The organism is Marinobacter similis (assembly GCF_000830985.1).
Taxonomy (GTDB): Bacteria; Pseudomonadota; Gammaproteobacteria; order Pseudomonadales; family Oleiphilaceae; genus Marinobacter; species Marinobacter similis.
The window spans coordinates 3,527,454-3,552,613 of record NZ_CP007151.1; the positions used below are offsets into that span (position 1 = coordinate 3,527,454).

At 58.8% G+C, this 25,160-nt stretch carries 19 protein-coding genes, 3 tRNA genes and 3 pseudogenes; 8 read left to right on the plus strand and 17 right to left on the minus strand.

Going from position 1 to position 25,160, the window contains the following annotated elements:
* Positions 1 to 25: 25 nt before the first annotated feature.
* The 6 genes from AU14_RS22220 to AU14_RS16290 all read right to left on the minus strand — a co-directional run bounded on the left by AU14_RS22220 (position 26) and on the right by AU14_RS16290 (position 7,288).
* Positions 26 to 1,060 (minus strand): PAS domain-containing sensor histidine kinase, encoded by a 1,035-nt coding sequence (locus AU14_RS22220; protein WP_330217993.1) that lies wholly within the window; start codon positions 1,058 to 1,060, stop codon positions 26 to 28.
* Positions 1,032 to 2,180, minus strand: coding sequence for a CHASE2 domain-containing protein (locus AU14_RS23035; RefSeq protein ID WP_269079069.1), 1,149 nt, complete (start codon positions 2,178 to 2,180; stop codon positions 1,032 to 1,034). The genes AU14_RS22220 and AU14_RS23035 overlap by 29 nt, the downstream gene beginning before the upstream one ends.
* Before the next feature lie 8 nt (positions 2,181 to 2,188).
* Positions 2,189 to 3,658 carry a CHASE2 domain-containing protein gene (locus AU14_RS22225; protein WP_269079070.1) on the minus strand — a complete coding sequence of 490 codons (1,470 nt, stop codon included), beginning with the start codon at positions 3,656 to 3,658 and terminating at the stop codon, positions 2,189 to 2,191.
* A 32-nt stretch (positions 3,659 to 3,690) separates the two neighbouring features.
* Positions 3,691 to 4,254, minus strand: coding sequence for a LysM peptidoglycan-binding domain-containing protein (locus AU14_RS22230; RefSeq protein ID WP_236744165.1), 564 nt, complete (start codon positions 4,252 to 4,254; stop codon positions 3,691 to 3,693).
* Positions 4,247 to 4,987 carry a response regulator transcription factor gene (locus AU14_RS16285; RefSeq protein ID WP_041342542.1) on the minus strand — a complete coding sequence of 247 codons (741 nt, stop codon included), beginning with the start codon at positions 4,985 to 4,987 and terminating at the stop codon, positions 4,247 to 4,249. Before AU14_RS16285 ends, AU14_RS22230 begins: the two co-directional genes overlap by 8 nt.
* Positions 4,988 to 5,101: 114 nt before the next feature.
* On the minus strand, positions 5,102 to 7,288 hold the full coding sequence (locus tag AU14_RS16290; protein WP_041342545.1) for a DNA topoisomerase III: 2,187 nt from the start codon (positions 7,286 to 7,288) through the stop codon (positions 5,102 to 5,104).
* Between the two features lie 126 nt (positions 7,289 to 7,414).
* Between AU14_RS16290 and AU14_RS16295 the strand changes: the two genes are divergently transcribed.
* Together AU14_RS16295 and AU14_RS16300 are read left to right on the plus strand one after the other, a co-directional pair.
* Positions 7,415 to 7,771 (plus strand): BolA family protein, encoded by a 357-nt coding sequence (locus tag AU14_RS16295; RefSeq protein ID WP_041342548.1) that lies wholly within the window; start codon positions 7,415 to 7,417, stop codon positions 7,769 to 7,771.
* Positions 7,768 to 8,391, plus strand: a complete 624-nt coding sequence (locus AU14_RS16300; RefSeq protein WP_041342551.1) for an L-threonylcarbamoyladenylate synthase — start codon at positions 7,768 to 7,770, stop codon at positions 8,389 to 8,391. The genes AU14_RS16295 and AU14_RS16300 overlap by 4 nt, the downstream gene beginning before the upstream one ends.
* 21 nt (positions 8,392 to 8,412) lie before the next feature.
* Here the strand turns inward: AU14_RS16300 and AU14_RS16305 are convergent, their stop codons facing one another.
* The gene (locus AU14_RS16305; protein ID WP_236744166.1) at positions 8,413 to 9,003 is read right to left on the minus strand and encodes a hypothetical protein; all 591 of its coding nucleotides are present in this window, start codon (positions 9,001 to 9,003) and stop codon (positions 8,413 to 8,415) included.
* Between AU14_RS16305 and AU14_RS19210 the strand changes: the two are divergent.
* Together AU14_RS19210 and AU14_RS16310 are read left to right on the plus strand one after the other, a co-directional pair.
* Positions 8,975 to 9,250: pseudogene (locus AU14_RS19210) on the plus strand (Y-family DNA polymerase); the annotation flags it as partial. The gene AU14_RS16305 and the pseudogene AU14_RS19210 sit on opposite strands and share 29 nt — an antisense overlap.
* Positions 9,250 to 12,367, plus strand: a pseudogene (locus AU14_RS16310) (error-prone DNA polymerase). The pseudogenes AU14_RS19210 and AU14_RS16310, both read left to right, overlap by 1 nt.
* A 220-nt stretch (positions 12,368 to 12,587) precedes the next feature.
* Here the strand turns inward: AU14_RS16310 and AU14_RS16315 are convergent.
* The 4 genes and pseudogenes from AU14_RS16315 to dbpA form a co-directional block, all read right to left on the minus strand.
* The gene (locus AU14_RS16315) at positions 12,588 to 13,922 is read right to left on the minus strand and encodes a sodium ion-translocating decarboxylase subunit beta (protein WP_236744167.1); all 1,335 of its coding nucleotides are present in this window, start codon (positions 13,920 to 13,922) and stop codon (positions 12,588 to 12,590) included.
* 14 nt (positions 13,923 to 13,936) lie between these two features.
* A complete protein-coding gene (gene oadA, locus AU14_RS16320; protein ID WP_041342557.1) occupies positions 13,937 to 15,727 on the minus strand; it encodes a sodium-extruding oxaloacetate decarboxylase subunit alpha in 1,791 nt (596 codons plus the stop codon).
* A gap of 40 nt (positions 15,728 to 15,767) precedes the next feature.
* Positions 15,768 to 16,019 carry an OadG family protein gene (locus AU14_RS16325; protein ID WP_041342560.1) on the minus strand — a complete coding sequence of 84 codons (252 nt, stop codon included), beginning with the start codon at positions 16,017 to 16,019 and terminating at the stop codon, positions 15,768 to 15,770.
* Between the two features lie 224 nt (positions 16,020 to 16,243).
* Positions 16,244 to 17,614, minus strand: a pseudogene (dbpA, locus tag AU14_RS16330) (ATP-dependent RNA helicase DbpA).
* Positions 17,615 to 17,742: 128 nt separating this feature from the next.
* On the opposite strand from dbpA, the gene AU14_RS16335 reads away from it, so the two are divergent.
* From AU14_RS16335 to AU14_RS16350, 4 genes are all read left to right on the plus strand, one after another.
* Entirely contained in the window at positions 17,743 to 18,279 is a 537-nt protein-coding gene (locus AU14_RS16335; RefSeq protein ID WP_041342563.1) for a DUF2058 domain-containing protein, read from the plus strand.
* Positions 18,280 to 18,391: 112 nt separating this feature from the next.
* The gene (locus AU14_RS16340) at positions 18,392 to 18,727 is read left to right on the plus strand and encodes a hypothetical protein (protein WP_148312770.1); all 336 of its coding nucleotides are present in this window, start codon (positions 18,392 to 18,394) and stop codon (positions 18,725 to 18,727) included.
* A 116-nt stretch (positions 18,728 to 18,843) separates the two neighbouring features.
* A complete protein-coding gene (locus AU14_RS16345) occupies positions 18,844 to 19,488 on the plus strand; it encodes a hypothetical protein (protein WP_148312771.1) in 645 nt (214 codons plus the stop codon).
* Between the two features lie 142 nt (positions 19,489 to 19,630).
* Positions 19,631 to 20,134 carry a CHRD domain-containing protein gene (locus AU14_RS16350; RefSeq protein WP_041342569.1) on the plus strand — a complete coding sequence of 168 codons (504 nt, stop codon included), beginning with the start codon at positions 19,631 to 19,633 and terminating at the stop codon, positions 20,132 to 20,134.
* Between the two features lie 60 nt (positions 20,135 to 20,194).
* Here the strand turns inward: AU14_RS16350 and AU14_RS16355 are convergent.
* The 6 genes from AU14_RS16355 to alaS all read right to left on the minus strand — a co-directional run bounded on the left by AU14_RS16355 (position 20,195) and on the right by alaS (position 25,020).
* A tRNA-Arg gene (locus tag AU14_RS16355) sits at positions 20,195 to 20,271 on the minus strand.
* Between the two features lie 27 nt (positions 20,272 to 20,298).
* Positions 20,299 to 20,375: transfer RNA gene (locus AU14_RS16360), tRNA-Arg, on the minus strand.
* 63 nt (positions 20,376 to 20,438) lie between these two features.
* Positions 20,439 to 20,528, minus strand: a tRNA-Ser gene (locus AU14_RS16365).
* A 126-nt stretch (positions 20,529 to 20,654) separates the two neighbouring features.
* Entirely contained in the window at positions 20,655 to 20,852 is a 198-nt protein-coding gene (gene csrA / locus AU14_RS16370; protein WP_007155535.1) for a carbon storage regulator CsrA, read from the minus strand.
* 190 nt (positions 20,853 to 21,042) lie between these two features.
* Positions 21,043 to 22,281 carry an aspartate kinase gene (locus tag AU14_RS16375; RefSeq protein ID WP_041342571.1) on the minus strand — a complete coding sequence of 413 codons (1,239 nt, stop codon included), beginning with the start codon at positions 22,279 to 22,281 and terminating at the stop codon, positions 21,043 to 21,045.
* Positions 22,282 to 22,389: 108 nt separating this feature from the next.
* Positions 22,390 to 25,020, minus strand: a complete 2,631-nt coding sequence (gene alaS / locus AU14_RS16380; RefSeq protein ID WP_041342574.1) for an alanine--tRNA ligase — start codon at positions 25,018 to 25,020, stop codon at positions 22,390 to 22,392.
* Positions 25,021 to 25,160 lie beyond the last annotated feature (140 nt).

A 25,160-nucleotide genomic window follows, 5' to 3' on the forward strand; every position in this document is an offset into this window, starting at 1 on the left:
CCCGTCTGCCTGAAGCGACGCTGTCTCAGGCCAGAGGGTCGGCTATTGGAAGCCTCAGTGTGAAAGTCGATCCTTCCCCGGGTTCCGAGGCTACTGCAATTTGTCCTCTGTGCTTTTCAACCACTGTCTTCACGAATGACAAACCAAGCCCGGTGCCGTGCACGCCGGCAAGTTCACTGCGTTTCTGACGGCGATAACGGTCGAAGAGGTGGGGAAGTTCTTCGGCGTCTATCCCACTGCCTTCATCACCAATCGTCAGGCAGGCCAGGTGGCCGGCACGGAATACCTGAATGTCGATCGCCGATCCTGCCGGGCTGTACTGGACTGCGTTGGTCAGCAGGTTGATGACCGCTCTCTCAAGCAACTCCGCATTGCCTCTTAGCCAAAGATCCTCAGTACCCTGAAGGTGGAAGTGAATGCCTTTTTCGGCCGCCTGTTCACTGACGCTGTCCCGGGCATTCTCCACGATTGCCAAGATTTCGCACTCGTAAAAGCGGGTCTCCGTCAGTTGTTCGGCGCGGGCAAGCTGTACGAACTCCTCAGCCAGGTGGTAACTGCGTCGGGCCAATCTGCCGAGCTGATCCAACTGTTGCTGGTCGATAGGGCTGGGGTCGCGTTTAAGCTGCTCGATGAGGGCCAGTTGGGAGACCAGTGGCGAGCGGACATCGTGGGAAATGAAGTCGATGGCTTCGCGGTGCTGTCGTTGTTGCTCGCGAAGCTCGGAAATATCGGAGATGTTCGCGATGATACCGTGCTGGTCGCTGTCTGGCAGGGCAAACGGCGCAAAGTGAATCAGGAAGTCTTTGTTGTGGATGTGCAGGTCCACTGTCCGGCTCTGTTGCAGTGTCAGAGTCTCAGATACGGTCTCATGCCAGGGTGGCGTTTCCCGGGGATCGTGGCCCTCCAGAAGCCGGGCCAGCGGCAATCCGCCGAGGCTGGGCATGGGTTCCCGGAACCATTCTTCAATATGACCGTTGGCAAACCGGATAACCCCCAGCTCATCGGTCACAATGATGCCGTCGGGCATGCGCTCAAAGCTGTGGCGAATAAACTGCTGCATGTGATTGAGCCGTTCCGTGGCGATGCGTACCCGTTGAATTCGCGCGGAAATATTCTCCCGCGGGCGTTCCGTCTTCTTGGCGTCCTGGGCGAATTCCACATGCAGGCGCCGCAGATAGCGCTGTATAGCGTCCCGGCTCAGGTCGTTGGGAAGAATCAGGCCCAGAGTGTAGGCGGTTTTGCCGCGCATCAGCTGTACCCAGCTGCGGTTGGTGTCGTGATGCCATTGGCTGGCTCAGTTGCTGAGGAATATCCTGCTCTGAGAGCTCTTTAGCGGAGAGAATAAATTGGTCCTCGCTCAGGAGCCAGCCACGGGGCTGAAGCAGGGCCTGCAGGTGCTCCAGAAGCTGAGCCGGGTGCCTGCGGGCCGGGTCCGGAACGGAAACGTGGGGTGTACGGGCGAGTACGTCCAGTTGTCGATTGAGAAACCGGTTGGTCATGGCCAGGCGGAAACCACTTGATACCGGAAACGCCATCAGGGGAATCAGCAGCGCATTAGCCACCGGCAGCCAGACCCGAGCGGTGAACAGGCCAAGCAGGAATAACGCTACCACGGCAGCCAGGGTAAACAGACACGCCAACAGCGTGCGGGTAGGCCGCATTCTCGGCAGCGTGATTGCCAGCAGAAGGATGGTCGCCAGCGCAAGGCCCGGGCCAACCCAGCGGGGCGTGGGTTTTATCATCAACTCCTGGCCGAGTGCGGAGTACGCATTGGCGTGGAATTCCACACCGGACATTGGCCGGCTCAGTCCTGAAAAGGGAGTCGGCAGGATATCGCCAAAACCTGCTGCGGTTGCGCCTACAAATACCGTTTTACCATCGAACAGCTCGGGATTGGTTGGCTCGTTCAATACTCGAACATAGGAGTGCGTAGGCAAGGTTCCGGCACCACCGGCCAGCGGCACAGCATGATAACCATCTCGGACATTGACGAAGGGCGCCGCCCCGTGGGAGCGGACCTCTCGTTTGGCGGTTTTGGTGGCGGCCGCGGAAAGGCTGGGCCATAAATGGCGCCCCAGGCCGTTGTACAGATAAAGACCTCGGGCAACACCATCGGTGTCCAGTTCCACGTGGGCATGGCCAAGGGCAGCGGCAGCAGAGGCCAGTTTTGCCGTGGGCAACTGTTCGCTCAGCAGATAGTTGGACGCAGGCGGCGATAAGTAGACCGGTAAAACGACATTGCATGATCAGCCATGGCTCGGGCCAGTGCCGCATCGTCTGGCGACGGCTCCGGAAACAGAATGTCGAAAACAATGGTGTCGGCGCCGGCGGCGTGCAGTTTTCGGATGACTTCTGCATGGACACTGCGTTGCCAGGGCCATCGGCCGATGCGGTTCAGACTGAGTTCATCAATGGCGACGATGGCAACATCATCGGACGGCTTGGCTGGCAGGGAGGTGGTGGCTATATCGTAAAGCCAGAGGTTGAGGCGATCAGGCAGCGCCGATGCTGGATAAGCAGGATCAGCAGGGTCAGCAGCAGGCCCATGGTCCAGGGGGTCGTGTTTATTGGCAGCCAATCCCGGTTCATGCGTCCTGCTGTATCGGTCGATCAATGGATTATTCCAGGTAGAGTTCCCTCCCGGGGCCCAGCGACTGGTCAGGGGGGCATCTGAAAGAGCTTTCAGCCGCACAAAATACCGTCTTCCGGGAATCAGACGCAAGGCTGCTGTCGTCTCAGGCAGCGTTGCCTCCTTGATTATGTTCTGGAATTCGGGTTCTTCCGAGAGCTGAAGGTGATATTCCTGAGCGGTCCGGACCTTTTCCCAGAACACCCGCACCTGGTTGTCAACGTAGTTGATACTGATGATGCGCACTGGCGGCAGGCTGCCATTCACGACCACTTTCCTGGTTTTGCTCGTGGCCACCGAGGTGCCACCTGCCTCAGTCACAACACGCCAGTAATACTGACCCGGGCTAAGCGGGCGCAGGGGCAGCGCTGAGGTTTCCGGTGCCCACTCACTGGAAGTTACCAGATCGTTGAAGCTTTCGTCCTCGGCGACTTCAACCCGTGCAACTTCGTTCTGGCCATTCAGGCGCCAGCTGAATTCGGGCATATCATCGTCTGCCAAGCTGCCCTCTTCAGGCGCAACCAGGCTCGCGGCCTTCGCCTGCAGATCCACTTTTACCGGTACAACGGCAGGCAGGCCGGTGGTGCCACGTGTGGTCAGTGCCGCCAGGTGAATCTCGTAGGCGCCGTTGTCCAACATGCTGATGTCGAATTGCCTGCCGTCAAGCTCGCGGCTTTCCACCCAGCGTCCGCTCCCGGATTCAAAAATATCCAGCCGGTGCTGTGTCGCCGGGCTGGGTGCCCATTTCAATGTGGCAGGTAATTGGGTCAGGGTGGCTGGCAGTGGCTTCACGTCGGGTGCCGGTGGCAGGCGGCGAATGGTGAGGCCGCCACTTGGCTGGGTAGAAACCGTGGCGCTGTAGCCGGCCGGAATCCGACGGGTTTTCCCGGGGGCACCAAAATCAACCACGCCTTCGGTAACCTGAAGGCTGCTGCCGGTTGCCGACGTTTGTAGGGCGAAGGCGGTGCCCCGAACTGCGGCAACGGCAGACGGTGTTTCAATTTCGAATCGGGCACCGCCCTCAATCACCGGTTTGACACGGGTGTGAACCTCCCCCTTATTCAGGCGCAGCTGGTGTCCACCATTCCGGATTTGCCGTATTGGGTGAGCCGGTTGAAGATCAATCGGGAATCGGGCGCCAGCCGGACTTCCGATCCGTCCGCCAGGTTGACGGTCGCGGAGCCCGAGCTGGAGACAATTTCATCACCAGCCCGAATCAGGGTGTTGGGGGTAAGTGGGGTTTTCCGGCCATTTGCCCGGGAGATTAGCTGCACCGAGCCGGAGACCGTGGTTACCCGCGCTGCATCGGGTTGGCGCTTGAGCCAGTGCAGGGGAATTCGGATGCTGTCGCCCTCGGCGACAAGGGCATCTTCTTCGATATTGTTGAATTGCAGCAGGCGCGATGCACTGTAGCCACGAGCCAGCAGTTCCTTGGCAACCTGATGGTAATTTTCGCCCGGGCGCAACGTGTAGAGCCATTCCTGCGCCGTCGCTGAAGGCGCCTGAGCAGACGGAACACCCGAGCCTTGGGTTATGGACAGCTCGGCCTGGGCAGTCGTTGCTGTCCAGAGAATGGCCGAGATCGCCAGCGCCAGAAGAGTTCTTAGTGTTCCAGCTCTACGCATTCGCAGCCCGGTCGGTCTCACGGATGTCGGAGCTGCTGTCCACTTGGGGGTGCTGCATGGATTCAAGCCGGTAGCCGCGCTGATAAATGGTTTTGATCCGGAAGCCGTTTTCCGGATTCAGCCCAAGGCGACGCCGCAGCCGACTCATATGGGTGTCGACGGTGCGGGTGTTGATTTCCCGTGCCAGGCCCCAAACGCGCTCCAGAAGCATTTCCCGGGTCAGCAGGCGGCCCTGGTTCTGGAACAGGAACAGGGTCAGGTCAAAATCTTTGTCGGTCAGGGTGAGTTCGTCCCCATGCAGCGTGATGGTTCGGCGCTGGGTGTTCACTTCGAAGGGGCCGTACTTCAGAACTTCTTTTTCGCTGTCCGGATTGCTGCGGCGAGCGAGGGCGTTAATGCGTGCCACCAATTCTGCCGCCCGGGCAGGCTTGGCCAGGTAGTCATCGGCGCCGGCATCCAGTGCGCGCACAACATCGGCTTCGCTGTCACGTTGGGTCAGGAATACCACCGGAACCACCCAGTTGAGCTGCGCTCTGACGCTTTCGAGTACGTCGATGCCGGTCATGTCCGGTATCTGCCAGTCGAGGATCAGCAAATCATAGCTGCGATGAAGAACGGCGCTGAGAAACGCCTGGCCCGTTGGAAAAGTGTCGCAGTGGTGACCACGCTCTGACAGCATCGACTGGACGTGCTGCGCCTGTTCGTATTCATCTTCAAGCAGAGCAATGCGCATCAGACCTCTCCATGGGTTTTTGCGGTTGTGACCGTGCCTAACACCTGGGCATGGGACAGATTACCGGTTTATATCAATCGATTATCACAAAAACTGGCCGTTCGTTCAGTATCGTTATGTAGAGTTGCGTAAGTGGAGTGCGGGCTTTCCGTTGTCGTCATTGACTGTTTGTCGGCAGGCGGGGAAATTACTGCAGCCCCAGAACCAGCCTTTTTTCCCGTTCCTGCGGACCAGTGGGGAAAAGCAGTGGGGACAGGGGATGGGTTTCTGCCCGGTGCCGTCCTCCGGCGCCGCATCCTCGAGAGGGCGGGTGCCCCGGCACTGGGGATAGCGTGTGCAGGCGAAGAAGCGACCGAACTTGCCATCCCTTTCGGTCATCGGCGCCCGGCATTTTGGGCAATGTACCTGGCCATCCTGCGCCGGTTCGGCTCCATCCGAGGCTGGATCAACCTTAGGTGCGCCCTGAGGACGATCGATGAAGCCCCGGACTTCCTGCTTCAGGGTGTCGAGAAATTCCCGTGGATCGCCTTCGCCACGACGAATGCTCTCCAGGGTGGCTTCCCAAACTGCGGTCCGGTCCGGTTTGCTGACTGACTCCGGCAGGGCGGTTATCAATGCCTTGGCTTTATCGGTGGCGCGAATATGGCGGCTGTCGCGGTACAGGTAATCCCGCTTGAACAGGGTGTCGATGATGGCGGCACGGGTCGCTTCGGTGCCCAGGCCGTCTGTTTCCCTCAAGGTTTTCCGCAGGTGCGGGTCGGTCACGAAGCGGGCAATGTTGGTCATCGCCGACAGTAGTGTGGCGTCGGTGAAGTGCTGTGGCGGCTGGGTTTTACGCTCTGCGATGGTGGTATCGTCGCACAGCACGGGCTCACCTTTGTCCAGGCGTGGCAGAGGTGCCTTTGATGGCTCGTTGCGGCCTTCGCGAAGCTTCAGTTCCAGAGTTTTCCAGCCCGGGACCAGAATCGCAGTTTCGGTGGCCCTGAACTGGTGGTTGGTGACTCGAACCGTGAGTTTCCCTTCCCGATGTACCGCGTCGGCGGAGAACTGCATCAAGTAGTAGCGACTGATCAGTCCATAAAGTTTTTGCTCGGCAGCGGTCAGCGTCCCGTTCGGCGATGGCCGGCTGGTTGGGATTATGGCGTGGTGGGCATCAACCTGCTTGTCGTTCCAGGCTGCCGTGCGGCGCTCGGTATCGGCTTGCTGGCATGCTTCTACTAAATCCGGAGCTACTCTCGAAATTGCGCGAACAACCTGTTCCCTCTGCCCGAAATGGCCCTCGGGAAGGTAGCGACAGTCTGACCGGGGATAGGTGATCAGCTGATGGCGTTCGTAAAGATTCTGCGCGGTGTCGAGCACCTCTTTAGCGCCCATGCGAAACAGCCGGCCGGCTTCGATTTGCAGGGCCGAGAGTGACAGGGGAAGCGGCGGTGCTTCGGGGCGATCCCGGAATCGTGACTCAGTGATGGTGCCGGGGCGGCCTTGTACATCGGCGGCAATTTGATCGGCCGTGGCTCGGTCCAGTAGCCGGTTTTCTTCGTCGAGGTGCTCCTGGAATTGTTCGTCGGGCAGCCAGCGGGCCGTGAAAGGGCTCTGGTCGGCCTCGTCTTCCTGAGCCGCGAACTGGGCTTCGATGCGGAAATAGGGTTTTGGTTCGAAATTCTCAATCGTGTTGTCACGCTCAACCACCAGCCCCAATACCGGTGTTTGAACTCGTCCGACGGAATATACGCCTTGCTCGCCAGGACGCTGGTAACTCAGGGTGTAAAAACGGGTCAGGTTGATGCCGTACAGCCAGTCCGCGCGTTGCCGGGCCAGGGCAGAATGCGAGAGCCGACGGAACTCGCGGTTGTCTTTGGGCGCCTGGACGGCCCTGGCTACGGCCGCGGGCGTCAGGTCATTGATCAGTACCCGTTGGACCGGCGCCTCGGTGCCAACGTACCGAATGACCTCGTCTACCAGCAGCTGACCTTCCCGGTCCGGGTCGCCCGCGTGAACAATCGTTGTGGCCTGCCGGATAAGAGACTCAAGCACCTTTAATTGCTGGCGTACGCTGTCTTTGGGCATGACCTCCCATTTGTCCGGGAACATGGGCAGGTCTTCCTGGCGCCACTTCTTCCAGGCCGGGTTGTAGCGGGCAGGTTCCGCGGGCTCCAGCAAGTGGCCTATGCACCAGCTGACGGTAGCGGCGGTTTCGCCATTGCCACAACGGATCCAGCCCTGGCCTTTCTGGTGTGGACCGGGCAGGGCGGCAGCGATGGCGCGACCTAGACTTGGTTTTTCGGCGATGTACAGATGCATGAGCGTGTGTGCGGTTGAATCGGGATGGGAATGTGGCCGTTTGGTTCTTTGCTGTCAAGGTTCGGGTGGTTGGTGCTTTGTGTAGTAGACTGCAGTCACAGAACGTATTCGGAGAATGGTCGAGTTATGAAGATCCAGAACGCAATCGAATCAAAGCTTAACAAGGCTTTCGATGCCCGCCTCCTGCATGTGGAGAATGAAAGCCACAAACACAGTGTGCCACCGAATTCGGAGACTCATTTCAAGGTAACCCTGGTCTCAGCGGACTTTGAGGGTGAGATGAAGGTTAAGCGCCACCAGGCAATCTATCGGGTTCTAGCGGAGGAGCTGGCGGGTGAAGTGCACGCTCTGGCATTGCACCTGTATTCGCCGGAGGAGTGGGAAGCAACCGGTCAGTTGGCACCGGAGTCACCCAATTGTCTGGGGGGATCGAAGAAGGACCCAGCTATGAAAGCGCCCACTGGTCAGGGAGAGGACGCATGAGCCAGTTTTTCCAGATTCACCCGGAAACCCCACAAAAACGCCTGATCAATCAGGCCGTGGATATTCTCCGCCGGGGTGGGGTAATCGTGTACCCCACGGACTCAGCCTATGCCATTGGCTGTCACCTGGGGGACAAGCAAGCGGCGGATCGAATCAAGCGGATTCGACGCCTGGACGACAAACACAACTTTACCCTGGTGTGTCGGGACCTGTCCGATATCGGCGTCTACGCCAAGGTGGATAATACCCAGTACCGCCTGCTCAAGAATTTCACGCCCGGGCCTTACACGTTCATTCTGGATGCCACCAGTGAAGTGCCGCGCCGGCTGCTGCACCCCAAGCGCCGCTCCGTTGGGGTGCGGGTTCCGGACAACGCCATTGTTCAGGAATTATTGGGGGAGCTGGGCGAGCCGATCATGAGCAGTACTCTGATTCTGCCCGGTGAGACAGAGCCGATGACGGACCCATACGATATCCGGGAAACCCTCGAACACGAGCTGGACCTGATCATTGACGGCGGTTTCTGCGGTATGGAAGCCACCACGGTAGTCGACTTCACCGGAGAGGCACCGGCGGTTACCCGGGTCGGAAAAGGCGATCCCGCCCCCTTTAATGTCTAATGATCAGGTAATGACTGACGATCAGGCGCGCGCGTTCAGACTGAACGCGTAGTTCCTGTTGTTGTCGGTCACCCCGAACTGCTCTGTGCCGGCGGAGCGGCGCAGGCTGTCGTAACGGTGTACCAAGTCCTGTAGCCCGTTGAATTGCTGGTTTTCGCTGACCAGAGTGTCTAGCAACGGGTTGTTTACGCCGTAGGCCTGGTTAAGCTTCAGGGCATTGTCCATGAATCCGAGTGTGGGTTCGTTGATGCTCAGCCGGCCGAACGCGTCCTTGAAGTTCTTGTTCACATTCAGATCGTTCTCGATCGAGGTTTTTGCCTGATCCGGAATCCCGCCTGAAACCTGAACGCTACCGGATTCACTCCGGTTCACACTGAGCGCAGTGCCGGGTTGCAGGTTGTACTCGGCAAGCTTGTGCCGCAGCGTTTCCCGGACAAAGGCAAGATCCTGCCCCACGGTTTGCTTGTACTCAGCCATGGCCAGCTTGCGAGATTTCTGATTGGCCAGGTCTGCAAAGTTGTCACCGGATGGGGTAAAGCGGTCGTCGCCGGGCGCGCCAGCCGGCTGAGGCTGCGCCGCGTCTGCCTTGCGGGCCTCCGGGGTGCAGCGCAACAACCGACCAGCGGGCACCACGGCTAACCAACTGCCCCGCCGCCCGCTGTGGTTACTGCAGGGGCCGCAACCACTCACGGAAGCACCCATCGCCTGGTTTGCCGGCCCGGAACGCATCAGCGGTGGCTGGTGGGACGGCCAGCGGGTGCACCGGGACTATTACATTGCCCAACTCAGCAGCGGCCAACTGGCCTGGGTGTTCCGGGATATCCGGGAAGGCTGGTTCGTACATGGATGGTTTGGCTGATGACCGAGGCTGCCTACGCTGAGCTGTTCTGCTTCAGCAACTTCACCTTCCTGACTGGCGCCTCACACCCCCACGAGCTGGCCGAACGGGCAGCGGAACTGGGCTATGCCGCACTGGCCATCACCGACGCCTGCTCGGTGGCCGGCATCCCCCGGGCCTGGGCAGCCCTGAAAGACAGCCCGGTAAAACTGATTACTGGCAGCTGGTTTGAACTCGAAGATGCCCCACCCGGCGCCAGCCTGCCCCGGTTCATTCTGCTGGCCCGCACCCGCCGGGGCTATGGCCAGCTGTGCCAGCTGATCACCACCGGCCGGCGCCGAGCCGAGAAAGGCCAATATCAGCTGTACTTCCGGGATGTGGAAACCCACGCGCTGGATGACTGCCTGTGTCTGTGGTTACCGCCCACCCTGGTTGAAGCCGATGCCGATCAGGCCCTGGCTTGTGGCGAATGGCTGCAACGCCTGTTTGACCCCAGATTGTGGATCGCCGCCGCCCGCACCCTGGAATCCGGCGAAGAACAACAGCTGGCCCGGGCCCGCTGGCTAGCCGACCAGTTACGCTGCCCGATCACCGCCACCGGCGAGGTGCACATGCACAGCCGGGAACGCCAGCCCCTGCAGGACGTACTCACCGCCCTGCGCAACCACACCAATCTGGAGCAGGCCGGCCATTGCCTGTTCCAGAATGGCGAACGCTACCTGCGCCCGGTGCCGGTGCTGCAACGGCTGTTCCCAGACACCTGGCTGCGGGAAACCCGGCAGATTGCCGACCAGTGCACCTTCCAACCCGGCAGCCTGCGCTACGAATACCCGCCGGACCTGGTGCCCGAGGCAGAAACCCCGGCCGCGTACCTCAAGCGGCTGACCCGCGAAGGCGAACGCCGCCGCTACCCGGATGGCACACCCCTGACCGTGCAGGCGCTGATCCGCAAGGAGCTGGATCTGATCTCGGAAATGAAGTACGAGCACTACTTCCTCACCATTCACGACATCGTCGCCTTTGCCCGCAGCCGGGGCATTCTCTGCCAGGGCCGGGGCTCCGCCGCCAACTCGGCAGTGTGTTACTGCCTGGGCATCACCGAAGTGAACCCGGCCCGGGTGGAGCTGCTGTTCGAACGCTTTATCTCCAAAGACCGCAACGAGCCACCCGACATCGACGTGGACTTTGAACACGAACGCCGGGAAGAAGTCATCCAGTACATCTACCGGCGCTACAGCCGGGAACGGGCGGCACTGGCGGCCACAGTCATCCGCTACCGGCCCCGCAGCGCCATCCGTGATGTCGGCAAGGCACTGGGTTTTGATCCGGCTCAGGTAGAGCAATTGCTGGAAGGCATCGACTGGCGCGACAAAGCCACCGGCTGGCGCCAGCAGGTACTCGACAAACGCCTGACCCGAAACCCCAAGGTGGCGGACCAGTTCTTTACCCTGGTTAACACCCTGCTCGGCTTCCCCCGCCACCTTTCCCAGCACGTGGGCGGCTTTGTCATCAGCTCCGGCCCGCTGGCCGAACTGGTGCCGGTGGAAAACGCCGCCATGGCCGACCGCACCGTGATCCAGTGGGACAAAGACGACCTGGAAAGCCTGGGCCTGATGAAAGTCGATGTACTCGCCCTGGGCATGCTCTCCGCCATCCGCAAGGCCCTGGAACTGATCAGCGACCAGAAAGGCCATCCGTTCCAGATGCAGGACATCCCCCAGGAAGACCGCGCCACCTACGCCATGCTTCAGAAAGGCGACAGCATTGGCGTGTTCCAGGTCGAATCCCGCGCCCAGATCAACATGCTGCCAAGACTCAAACCGGCAACCTATTACGACCTGGTGATCGAAGTAGCCATCGTCCGCCCCGGCCCGATTCAGGGCGACATGGTGCACCCCTACCTGCGCCGAAAACACGGACTGGAACCGGTGGAATACCCCAACGATGCCATCCGAAAAGTACTCGAGCGCACCCTGGGCGTGCCCATCTTTCAGGAACAGGTCATCAAACTCGCCATGGTGGCGGCCGGCTTCTCCGCCGGCGAGGCGGACCAGCTACGCCGCGCCATGGCCGCCTGGAAATCCCACGGCGATCTCACCCAGTTCCGGGAAAAACTCATCACCGGCATGCTCGAACGCGGCCACGATACCGACTTCGCCGAACGGCTATACGAGCAGATCTGCGGCTTCGGCGGCTACGGCTTCCCGGAATCCCACTCGGCCAGCTTTGCGTTGCTGGTGTACGTCTCCGCCTGGATCAAGTGCCACTACCCGGCCGCTTTCTACTGCGCCCTGCTGAACAGCCAGCCCATGGCTTCTACTCGCCGTCACAATTAGTCCAGGACGCCCGCCGTCATGGCGTCGCCGCTTTGCCGCCAGACGTCAATCACAGCCAATGGGACCACACCCTCGAAGGCCCTGACCGCAAACTGAGACTGGGCCTGCGACTGATCCAGGGCCTGTCCGCCAAAGGCGCCGAACGCCTGTGCCAACAACGACCGCCCGAAGGCTACCGCTCCACCAGCGAACTGCGCCAACGCGCCGGCCTCAACCAGCGCGACATGGAACTGCTGGCTGGCGCCAACGCCATGCCGGACTTCACCGACAACCGCCACCAGGCCTACTGGCAACTACTCGGCCACGAGCAACCGGCCGAACTCTTCGCCGCCGAAGCGGCCGAAACCTACAATCAGGAAACCTGCGAGCAACTGCCCGACCCCACCGAAGGCAGAACGTACTCGCCGACTACGCCAGCCAGGGCCTGACCCTGCAACGCCACCCGTTGGCCCTGCTCCGAGACCAAGGCCACCTACAGTTCTGCCTGAGCGCCGAACAACTCCAACAAACCGAAGCCGGTCGCCCCGTTCAGGTTGCCGGTTTGGTCACCGGCCGCCAACGCCCCGGCTCCGCCTCCGGCGTTACCTTCGTCACCCTGGAAGACGAAACCGGCAACATAAATGTGGTGGTCTGGCTGGAAACCGCCCGGCGTCAGCGCAAACCGCTGCTAACCGCCCGGCTGCTGCATGTGAAAGGAATTCTGGAACGAGAAGGCGACATTATTCACGTGATGGCAGGAAAGCTTTCCGACCTGAGCCATCTCATCAAGACGCTCCCGGTCAGTTCAAGAAACTTTCATTGAAGATCGTTTTGTTCAGGCCTCCCCGATAGATTGGAGAGCCGGTGTGAGCCTTCCTTTCAGGAATGTTGGAGGCCACGGATGGCCGGAAACAAGCGTACAGGGATGTACTTGCAGCGGTTCCTGAAAGGAAGGCTCACACCGGCTCACGCACCAAGCTCGCAGGCCAGAAAAACAAAAACCCCGCACAAAGGCGGGGTTTTTGGCACTGAAGGAGCAACGATCAGCTAAGCAGCTTGATCATCACACCCGCAGCAACCGCAGAGCCTATAACACCAGCCACGTTTGGACCCATGGCGTGCATCAGCAGGAAGTTCTGCGGGTTAGCTTCCAGACCAACCTTGTTGGAAACCCGTGCCGCCATCGGTACAGCCGAAACACCGGCAGAACCAATCAGCGGGTTAATGGCTTCCTTGCTGAACTTGTTCATCAGCTTCGCCATCAGTACGCCAGAGGCTGTACCCACACCGAAGGCAACGATACCTAAGCCCAGGATACCCAGAGTCTGGCCATCCAGGAACTTGTCCGCCATCAGCTTGGAACCAACAGACAGGCCAAGGAAGATCGTCACAATGTTGATCAGCGCGTTCTGGGCGGTGTCGCTCAGACGCTCAACAACACCACACTCACGCATCAGATTACCGAAGCAGAACATACCCAGCAGCGGCGCTGCATCAGGCAGGAACAGAACGACAGCAATCAGTACCACCAGCGGGAAGATGATCTTCTCTTTCTTGCTGACCGGACGCAGCTGATTCATCTTGACCGCACGCTCTTCCTTGCTGGTCAGCGCCTTCATGATAGGCGGCTGAATCATCGGTACCAGCGCCATGTAAGCGTAGGCAGAGACCGCGATGGCACCCAGCAGGTGCGGAGCCAGAACACTGGACACGTAGATGGACGTTGGACCATCCGCGCCACCGATGATACCGATGGCTGCAGCTTCCAGGATGGTAAAATCCAGAATGCCGAAAGCGTCCAGCAGGGCTGCACCAATCACGGTACCGAAGATACCGAACTGTGCTGCTGCACCCAGGAGCAGAGTCTTCGGGTTCGCCAGCAGCGGACCGAAGTCGGTCATCGCGCCCACACCCATGAAGATCAACAGAGGCCCAATGGTGCTGCCGATAACCACTGAGTAGAAGTTATACAGCATGCCATTGCCATAACCGGCATCCTGAGCAACGGCATTCGCCATCGCCATTTCGGAATAGCTGGCCTCTTTCACCGCCACCTTGAAGGTTTCTTTCAGTTCGGGCGTTACCGCCTGCCCGGCCTGGTAAGCAACATCCAGCGGCGCCGCCAGGGCAGCCAGAACCTCAGTCGCGCCATTCTTCAACGCGAAGTGGATAGCATTTTCCGCCGCAGTCAGGGCCAGCCCTGCCTCCGGGATGTTCGCCAGGATGCCGCCGAAGCCAATCGGCACCAGCAGCAACGGCTCAAAGCCCTTACGAATCGCAAGGAACAGCAGGAGCAGGCCGATGGCAATCATCACCACCTGGCCTGGTTCGATATTGAACAGGCCACTGCCTGTCCAGAGCGTCATAATTTTTTCCATGGAATGCTGGCCCTTTATGCGATTGTCAGCATTTCATCATCAGGAGAGACGGCGTCACCGACCTTGATGAAGACTTCGCCGATAGTACCGGCCTTGGGTGCGCGAACCTCAGTTTCCATCTTCATGGCTTCGAGGATAATCAGCACATCGCCTTCTTCGACAACATCGCCCGGGGAAACCTGAACCTTGAAGATGTTACCGCCCAGAGGCGCAACAACCGGCTCACCTTCACCTGCAGCAGGTGCGGGTGCAGCAGAGGCTGCGGCCGGAGCAGAGGCAGCACCGCCCTCGCCCTGGATCTGGGTGATTTCACCACCTTCGGAAACAGCAACCACGAACTTCTTACCGTTAACATCAACGGTGTAAGTCTCGGGACCAGCGGCCTTCTTGGCAGGTGCAACATCGTCAGCGCTCGGCACTGGCTCAAACGCATCCGGGTTGTCACGGTTCTCAAGGAACTTCAGGCCGATCTGCGGGAACAGTGCGTAGGTCAGCACGTCATCCTCAACGTTGTCGGCCAGCCTGATGCCCTTCTCGTCTGCCAGTTTCTTCAGCTCGTCGGTCAGCTTGTCCATTTCTGGCTCAAGCACATCCGCCGGACGGCAGGTCATCACTTCCTTGCCATCGAGAACGCGGTCCTGCAGTTCCTTGTTCATGGGAGCCGGCGCAGCGCCGTACTCACCCTTCAGGATGGCAGAAGTTTCCTTGGAGATGGACTTGTAACGCTCGCCGGTCAGAACGTTCAGTACCGCCTGGGTACCTACAATCTGAGAGGTCGGAGTTACCAGCGGGATGAAGCCCAGGTCTTCGCGAACCTTGGGAATCTCATCCAGAACCTGGTCGAACTTGTCGCTCGCGTTCTGCTCACGCAGCTGGTTTTCCATGTTGGTCAGCATGCCGCCCGGAACCTGAGCAATCAGGATGCGGGAATCGGTGCCGCGCAGGCTGCCTTCAAACTTCGCGTACTTCTTACGCACCTGGCGGAAGTAGCTGGCGATTTCTTCGAGCAGAGTCAGGTCCAGGCCGGTGTCGCGGTCTGTGCCTTCCAGAATGGCAACAACCGCCTCGGTGGGCGAGTGGCCATAGGTCATGCTCATGGAAGAGATCGCGGTGTCCACGTTATCGATACCAGCTTCCGCGGCCTTGATGGCAGTAGCGGTAGACATGCCGGTGGTGGCGTGGCACTGCATGTGGATGGGGATATCCAGCTCTTTCTTCAGACGGCTGACCAGATCATAAGCCACGTAAGGCTTCAGGATACCGGCCATGTCTTTGATGGCGATGGAGTCCGCGCCCATGTCGGCAACTTCTTTCGCCATTTCAACCCACATGTCGATGGTGTGCACGGGGCTGGTGGTGTAGGCGATGGTGCCCTGGGCATGTTTGCCAGTCTTGCGAACGGCCTTGATGGCACGGTCCAGGTTACGCGGATCGTTCATTGCGTCGAAAATCCGGAACACGTCTACGCCGTTCTCGGCGGCGCGCTCACAGAAACGGTCGACCACATCGTCCGCGTAGTGACGGTAACCCAGCAGGTTCTGGCCACGCAGCAGCATTTGCTGTTGGGTGTTGGGCATGGCCTTTTTCAGTTCACGAATGCGCTCCCAGGGGTCTTCGCCCAGGTAACGGATGCAGGAGTCGAAGGTAGCTCCGCCCCAGGATTCCAAAGACCAGAAACCAACCTTGTCGAGTTTCTCGGCAATGGGCAGCATGTCATCAAGCCGCATGCGTGTGGCAAGCAGGGACTGGTGGGCGTCACGCAGGATAACGTCCGTAATCCCCAGCGGTTTCTTAGTGTCAGTCATCGTGTCAGCCTTCTGTTTAAAGGTTCTATCTTTTACCAGGTCACTTCTTGTGGCGTGACCGGAATTGTCCAATTGCCTTCTTGATGGCCTCGGCGGTGTCCGGATCAACCGACGCAGGCGCCTTGGGCTTGGCACGTGGTGTTTTTGCCGGGGTTGCCGGCTCTGGCGGCGCAAACCGAGCGACCAGCTTGGACATGAGCAGCGTTGCGAACACCAGCACTACCAGGAATGCAAACACAAATCCCATGCCGGCAATCATCAGATCTACGGCTTGTGACATCAGGTCATTCATATCGAATAGCTACCTGTTTCTGGTTTGTTGATTTCCCCGATTTGCCTGGTTAGACCAGTTCTACTAAAGTCTTAGGCCACGCACAGGCGGTTCGGGAGGCAAAATCCTGCGTAATTTACCGTTTTAGCCCGCCATGAGCAACCTAATTGCGAATTACTATACGGGGTTTCCGAGCCGTTCACCTGAATTGCACACCATGTTAACTGACGCCGCTACGCCCCATTTCACGCATATCGGACGCGTATTTTCCGGCCTTTGATCCGCCCACTTTCGAGTCGCTTCAGCGCTTGGCAGCAACACTTCTCTCGACAGCGACAAAGCACTGGAAATCGAACAGGTCGATTTTCCCGACCGCCTTGCCCGGAATCCCGGCTTCGCCTGTGAGCGCACCCAGAACATCACCCGGACGAATTTTCTCTTTACGACCGCCGGCGATGCACAGGGTGGTCATGGCGGGCTCCAACGGCTGCAGCGGAGCTGCCATCAGCGCCTCGGTATTGCCCCACTCCACTGCCTGGCCACGGTCTGATTCCAGACGGTTGACCTTGTGGCCCTTGGAGGGGGTGCAGAAGGTCACCGCCAAGCCCTGCTCGCCCGCTCGCCCGGTACGCCCTACCCGATGGGTATGCACTTCGCTGTCGCGAGCCGGCTCGGCGTTAATCACCAGCGGCAGGGATTTAATATCCAACCCCCGGGCCGCCACATCTGTCGCCACCAGCACCGAACAGCTTTGATTGCCAAAGCGAACCAGCACGCTGTCACGGTCCCGCTGTTCCAGGTCACCGTGCAACGCCAGTGCGGAGAACCCATGTTGACGCAATGCCTCGGCCAGCTCGTCGCACTGCTGCTTCATGGCGCAAAACACGATACAGGACGTCGGCTGGCGCTCGGACAACAGCGCCATCACCGCATCCTGGGCAGAGCCCGGGGCGATTTCGTAAAACAGCTCCTGGATATCCGGGTTGCCCTTTTTGGCCTCGGCGCGAACGTCCTGTGGTTCACGCTGATAGCGGCCACTGAGCGCGCGAATCGTCTCAGGCCAGGTGGCTGAGAACATCAGGGTCTGACGGGAATCGGGCGTCTGCCCGAGAATGTCTTCCATGGCCTCTTCGAAGCCCATGTCCAGCATCCGGTCCGCCTCATCCAGGACCACGGTGTTTACCCGGTCCAGGCTCAGGGTTCCCTTGCGCAGGTGATCCTGAATACGCCCGGGCGTACCCACCACGATGTGAGCACCATGCTGAGAGAGCCAATCTGGGCCCAATCGATACCCCACCGCACAGGGTCAGGATCTTTACATTATCCCGGGCGCGCGCAAGTTCCCGGAGCGCCTTGGCCACCTGATCCGCCAGTTCACGGGTCGGGCACAGCACCAGGCCCTGGACCGCAAACAGACGTGGATTCAGGTGCTCGATCAGACCAATTCCGAAAGCGGCGGTCTTGCCGCTTCCGGTCTGGGCCATGGCAATGACGTCCTTTTTCGCCAGGCATGGGGGCAAGGCTTTCGCCTGAATTTCGGTAGGCTGCTCGAATCCAAGCTGCTCCAGGTTGGAGGCCATAGCCGGGGAAAGACCAAACTCTTTAAAGGAAGGCATACGGGAAAATCCTGAAATCGGGGGCTGCGAATTGTGGAGGCACATTAGTGAGGGCGTATACTACCGCATCAGGATACCAGAGTTTGTCACCAATTAACTGAGTTACCGGGAGCTACGAGGAGTTACTAATGCCTTCCCTGCAGGATCAGCTACTGAAAGCCGGCCTGGCCGACGAGAAAAAGGCCAAAGCCATTCGCACCGAAAAACGCAAGAAGCGCAAGGCCCAGCCCAAGGGTGCGGTGCAGGAAAACGAGGCCGAAATTCGGGCACGCAAAGCCCGTGAAGAGAAAGCCGAGCGAGACCGGGAACTTAACCGGCAGCGCCAGCAAGAAGCCGAGAAGAAGGCCATACAGGCCCAGATCCGCCAGCTGGTGAGCACCAATCGCCTGGATCGCAGCCGGGGCGAAACCTCCTACCAGTTCGTGCACGACAAGAAGATCAAGAAGATCTTTGTCGACGACACCATGGTGGACCAGCTGTCCCGGGGCCGACTGGCCATCGTGTTCGTGAATGACAACTACGAGCTGGTTGCCGAAGGGGTAGCCCGGAAAATTCAGGAACGGGATGAAACCGCTGTGGTGGTGCTCCACGACCGGAAAACCGATGACACCGGTGATGACGACCCGTATGCCGGCTATGAGATTCCCGACGACCTGATGTGGTAAGCGCGCCATCGGGATTCCACAGCGCCGCCCACCGACTTTTCCAATCTTAGGCTAAGCTAAGTAACAAGAGGACGTACGATTCACACACCCGGCGTCCTCGAGGGGGAAAGGCATGGCTGGGCGGTGTTACTCATTATTGTTCATCAGCTTTTTCCTTCTTACCTCACTACTGCATCCCGCCCTGGCGTCAGACAACCAGAACGCGATCCTGGACGGCGCCGTGTTCGAAGGCATCTTCAGAGAAACGGGGGCGGATTCCGGAGGTGACGACGACCGGCTGATCTTTCAGGATGGCTTCTTCACCTCCGAAGCCTGCCAGCAGTATGGCTTTGCCAAAGGCCCCTATTCCGCCACCAAAATCCCGGACGGTGCTCGATTCCAGGCGACGTCAATTAGCCCGAGTCACGGAGTTATGACCTGGGAAGCGTGCGCTCGGGCGATCGCATGAGTGCCGATGTGAAATGGGTCAAGGAACGGTGGTACTGGACCACGCGCCGGGAATACCAATTCAACGGCACGCTGGTCGAGTCCGAGTAGCATCCGGCCGGCTCAGGAGGGACAGCTTTGAGCGTAATGGCAGGCCGTCGATTCGCAAAGCTCAGCCTACTCATCGCCATAGCCGTTGTATTGAATCTTTCCGGGCACTGGCTGATCCAGCTGTTTGATTTCCAGATTTTTCCCCGCCACGAACCAGTGCTGCACCTGATGGTGCTCAGTGCCGCCAGCCTCTACATCCTGCTGATGGCCGTACCATTCATGCCCGGCATAGAGATCGGCCTGGCCCTGCTCTTCATCCTTGGCGGCGAAGGTGCCCTGCTGGTGTACCTATGCACGGTCACCGCGTTATCCATCAGCTTCTGGCTGGGACAGCTGGCCCCGGAACACAGCATGAGCCGGCTGCTGCACTGGCTACACTTTGAATCAGCCTCCAGGGTCGCCAGCCAGCTTGAAACCCTGTCACCGGCAAAGCGCATAGAGTCCCTGTTCGCATTGGCTCCGAAAGGCGTACTGCCGTTCCTGCTTCGCCATCGCTTCGTTGCCATCGCGGTGCTGCTGAACCTGCCCGGCAACGCCATCATAGGTGGTGGCGGCGGCATTGGAATGCTGCTGGGGATCTCGCGGATGATTTCTTTTCCAAAGTACTTCCTGACGGTAGCCCTGGCCGTTTCGCCTGTCCCGCTTGTGTTCTACCTATCACAGGCGCTGTAATGCACCCCCGGTCACGCCAACATCTGCCCGCCCCACTTACGATCCGGAATTTTTTTTAGTTTGCCTGCAACTCTTTGCAACGTCTGGACGCATATCCTTAGACGAGCTTGCTCGCAATCCTACGAAACCAAGGAGAAAACCAATGACAACACTTACGTTTCGAAAGCTTGGCCTCGCGGCTTCAGCTATCTGCCTGTTCGGCCTGGCAGGCACATCCCAGGCGGGCCACACCAACCACGTACTCGACGCCAAACTGAGCGGTGCGGAGATGGTTGGCTCCATGGGTGACAGCGATGGTAAGGGCTATGCTCATGTATTCGGCATCGACGGCGACCCCACCACGCTCTGCTACGTAGTGCAGGTAGACAACATCCAGACCGTACCGGTCAAGGAAGGCATGGCTGCCCACATCCACGAAGCGGGCAAGGGTATGAATGGTGCCCCGGTGGCAATGCTAGCAGGGCCGGAGGATGGCGACGCCGCTGATTGCCTAACCGAGGGCGAGGAAGGCAAGTTCCCCACGGGCGAGACTGGCATTGTTCAGCGCATCCTGGAGAATCCGTCGGACTTCTACATCAACGTGCATAACCCCGAGTTTCCTGATGGCGCGATCCGCGGCCAGCTGATGGGCCCTCACAGCATGTAAGTCAGGGCTTTTCTGCAGGCAATAAAAAACCCCGCACTTGGCGGGGTTTTTTATTTAATATGGCGCGGCTGGGAGGATTCGAACCTCCGACCGCCTGGTTCGTAGCCAGGTACTCTATCCAGCTGAGCTACAGCCGCTTAAAACTGGGCAAGTTGTTGAAGAAGTGGCGCGGCTGGGAGGATTCGAACCTCCGACCGCCTGGTTCGTAGCCAGGTACTCTATCCAGCTGAGCTACAGCCGCGCATTCATCACTTGCTGTGGTTGAGTGCTACGTCAACCTGTCCTCTTTTCCAAAAAAGGAAAATGGCGGAGAGGGAGGGATTCGAACCCTCGGTACGCTTTCGCGTACGGTTCCTTAGCAGGGAACTGGTTTCAGCCACTCACCCACCTCTCCTTGAGAACGGGGCGTATACTACCATAAGATTTCTGTTTTCATAGGGTTGACACCAATTTTTTTGGCCCCGATTTGCCGAGAAAACAAAAAAGCCGCTCAGGTTTCCCTTGAACGGCTTTTTCTCTTTCAGCTGTTGCCCGGTTCCGGCTCCTCAGAGCCCTTCTCCGACTGTATACGCTGATAGATTTCTTCCCGGTGAACCGCAACTTCTTTTGGCGCGTTGACACCAATGCGAACCTGATTCCCCTTCACTCCCAGGACAGTGACTGTGATTTCGTCACCGACCATCAGGGTTTCGCCAACTCGGCGAGTCAAAATCAACATATCCCTTACTCCCTATCCAGAGCTACCTGTTCCGACAAATGGTTATTCTTGATATACCTTATTTTATAGTGAGGCCACTTTCTGACCCAACGACGCACATTCCCTTATACGGATGCACTATGTCATAGGCTCAGTAAATGAGTCTCTTATTAACTAGGCCTGCCACTAACTAAAACTGGCAACTGCCCGTTTAACCTTCCTCCTTTACCGCAAGCTTATCCAGTTCGAACTCACTATGCAGAGCGCGAACCGCCAGCTCAAGATACTTCTCATCAATCACCACGGAGATCTTGATCTCAGACGTGGAGATCATCTGAATATTGATGCCCTCGTTGGACAACGCCTCAAACATCCGTGTAGCCACACCAGCGTGTGAACGCATGCCAACACCCACAATGCTGACCTTGGCAATCTTGCTGTCGCCGCTGACTTCGCGAGCGCCCAACTCGTCTGCAACACCCTGCAGCACTTCCTTCGCGCGCTTGAAATCGTTGCGGTGCACGGTGAAGGTAAACGCGGTCTTGTTATCCTCGCCCACGTTCTGAACGATCATGTCTACTTCAATATTAGCATTACTCACCGGTTTCAGAATGCGCAGCGCACTCCCCGGCGTATCGGGAACGCCGGCGATGGTCAGTTTTGCTTCGTCACGGTTAAAGGCGATGCCGGAAACAACCGGTTGCTCCATGGCGTTTTCATCCTCAAAAGTAATCAGGGTGCCTTCCCCTTCCTGGAAGCTGGAAAGAACCCGTAATGGAACGTTGTATTTGCCTGCAAATTCGACTGACCGAATCTGAAGAACCTTGGATCCCAGACTCGCCATCTCAATCATTTCTTCGAAGGTAATGCGATCCAGGCGCCGGGCGCTGTCGACCACTCGCGGATCGGTGGTGTACACGCCATCCACGTCAGTATAGATCTGGCACTCGTCTGCCTTCAGCGCAGCTGCCAGGGCAACCGCCGTGGTGTCTGATCCGCCACGACCAAGCGTGGTGATGTTGCCGCACTCATCGATGCCCTGAAACCCGGCCACGACCACTACCCGGCCTGAGTCCAGGTCCTCGCGCATGCGCTGCTCATCAATCTGCTTGATGCGCGCCTTGGTGTGGGTGCTGTCAGTAACAATCCGCACCTGGGAGCCAGTGTAAGAACGGGCCGCGCAACCGCGCTTCTGCAACGCCATCGACAGCAAGGCAATGGTGACCTGCTCGCCGGTGGACACCAGTACGTCCATTTCCCGGGGCGTCGGTTCCTCCATGATGTTGCTGGCCAAACCAATCAACCGGTTGGTTTCACCGCTCATGGCGGAAACCACCACCACTACATCGTGACCTTCCTTCCGAAAGCGGGCGACCTTCTCCGCAACCGCTTCAATACGCTCGGTCGTGCCAACCGAGGTGCCACCAAATTTCTGAACCAACAGAGCCATTTTTTTCCCAATATCCGAAACGGGGACTCACGGCGAGGCAGCGCCTCGCCAGTCTCAAGAGCAAGCGAGCTGGAGTATAACCTCCTAGCCCACCTCACAAACAGTTAGTTAAGCTATATTTTGCTCAATCCAGGCAGGAACCCCGGCCAGCGCGTCCGCCAGTTTGCTCGGATCACTACCACCGCCCTGGGCCATATCAGGCCGGCCGCCGCCTTTACCATCAACCTGAGCGGCCAGGTGCTTCATCAGGTCGCCGGCCTTGATCTTGCCGGTGGCAGACTTGGTCACACCAGCCACCAGCGTGACCTTGCCGTCTTCCACACTGGCCAGCACAACCACGCCCTCACCCAGCTTGTTCTTAAGCTGATCGGCGGTTTCCATCAGGGCTTTGCGATCGGCGCCTTCCATTTCCGAGGCCACTACTTTGAGACCAGCCACGTCGACAGCGGAACCTGCCAGATCACTACCTGCGGAGCTTGCCAACTTGGCCTTCAGGGCATCCACTTCTTTCTCTAGCTGACGGCTGCGATCCAGGGTTTGCTGCACTTTTTCGACAACCGTGTCACGCGTTGCCCGAACCAGACCAGCAGTGTCGCGCAGAGTACGTTCGGTGCTGTCCACCCACTCCAGCGCGCCCATACCAGTCACTGCTTCGATACGGCGAACGCCAGAGGAAATGCCACTTTCAGACGTGATGCGGAACAGGCCAATATCACCGGTACGACCAACGTGAGTGCCGCCGCACAGCTCCACTGAATAGTTGTCAGTGCCCATGCTCAGCACTCTTACGGTGTCACCGTACTTCTCACCGAACAGAGCCATGGCGCCTTTTTCCTGGGCCTGCTCCATATCCGTGATTTCGGTTTGCACCGGAGTGTTATCGAGGATCAGCTCATTCACCTTGCGCTCAATCTCAGTCAGCTGCTCTGGTGTAACTGGCTCGAAGTGCGAGAAATCGAAACGCAGTTTGTCCGGATCCACCAGTGAACCTTTCTGATTCACGTGCTCACCAAGAATCTTGCGCAGCGCCGCGTGCAGCAGGTGCGTGGCGGAGTGATTGCGCTTGGTGCGCTCACGACGGGCGTGATCAATGCGCGCATCCACTTCCAGACCCGGGAACAGCTCACCTTCAATCAGCGTGCCTACGTGAAGGTGGTTATCGCCTTCCTTGCGGGTGTCAGTGACCTTGAAGCGGCCACCACTCCAGGTCAGCAGGCCGGTGTCACCCACCTGACCGCCGGATTCGGCGTAGAACGGTGTGCGTTCCAGGACCACAACGGCCTCGTCACCTGCCTCGGCGTTCTTTTCTTCGCCACCAACAATCACGGAACGAATGCGCTCATGGCCGTCGATGTGGTCGTAGCCGGTGAATTCGGTCTTGCCTTCAAGCTTGAGCCCGGCGGCGTTGTAGTCGATACCGAACTTGCTCGCGGCACGGGCGCGGTCACGCTGGGCTTCCATGGCTTTCTCGTAGCCTTCGTAATCCAGGGTCAGGCCACGCTCGCGGGCAATGTCGTTGGTCAGGTCGACCGGGAAACCGAAGGTGTCGTACAGAGTAAAGATGGTTTCGCCCGGAATCACTTCGCTTTTCAGCTCAGCAATGTCCTGTTCCAGCAGACGTAGGCCTTTGTCCAGGGTCTTGGCGAACTGCTCTTCCTCCTGCAGCAACACCTTTTCGACCTGCTTCAGGCTGCTGACCAGCTGCGGGTAAGCCTCGCCCATAAGCTCAGCCAGGGGGCCGGCAAGCTTGTAGAAGAACGGCTGGGTAGCGCCCAGCTTGTTGCCGTGGCGGGCGGCGCGACGGATGATGCGGCGCAGTACGAAGCCACGGCCTTCGTTCGAGGGCATAACGCCGTCGGAAATCAGGAAGGCACAGGAACGAATGTGGTCGGCCACCACGCGCAGGCTGGCCTCGCTGGCATCCACACCACCGAGCACGTCAGAGGCCGCTTTCAGCAGATTCTGGAACAGATCGATCTCGTAGTTGCTGTGCACGCCCTGCAGCACGGCGGTAATGCGCTCCAGACCCATGCCGGTATCTACGGACGGCTTGGGCAGGTTCAGCATCTCGCCATCGGCGGTGCGGTTGTACTGCATGAAGACCACATTCCAGATCTCGATGTAACGGTCGCCGTCTTCTTCGGGACTGCCCGGAGGTCCACCGGCCACATCCGGGCCGTGGTCGTAGAAGATCTCTGTGCACGGGCCACAAGGGCCGGTATCGCCCATCTGCCAGAAGTTGTCAGACGCGTAACGGGCACCTTTATTGTCGCCGATGCGGACAATGCGATCGGCCGGAACGCCGATTTCCTGGTTCCAGATATCGAAGGCTTCATCGTCGTCGGCGTATACGGTCACCCACAACTTTTCCTTGGGTAGCTTCAGCCACTGATCACCGGTCAGGAAGGTCCAGGCGTAGTTGATCGCTTCGCGCTTGAAGTAGTCACCAAAGCTGAAGTTACCCAGCATTTCAAAGAAGGTGTGGTGACGCGCGGTATAGCCCACGTTTTCCAGGTCGTTGTGCTTACCGCCGGCACGAACGCACTTCTGGGAGGTGGTGGCCCGGGTGTAGTCACGCTCTTCCCGGCCAAGGAATGCGTCCTTGAACTGGTTCATTCCCGCATTGGTAAACAGCAACGTGGGATCGTCCGCCGGAACCAGCGAACTGCTTGAAACAATGGTGTGACTTTGCTGTTTGAAATAATCGAGAAATGCCTGTCGCAACTCAGCGGTTTTCATAGCCCTTTGATACCTTTCCAGAAACTTGCCGTAAATCCGGCGCGTCCGCGATTGAATACGAATACTTACATGCGTGTGCAAATCGGCTACTCTAGCACACGCCGAGAACGGGAAAAACGTGAAACCGCACAGGAGACCCC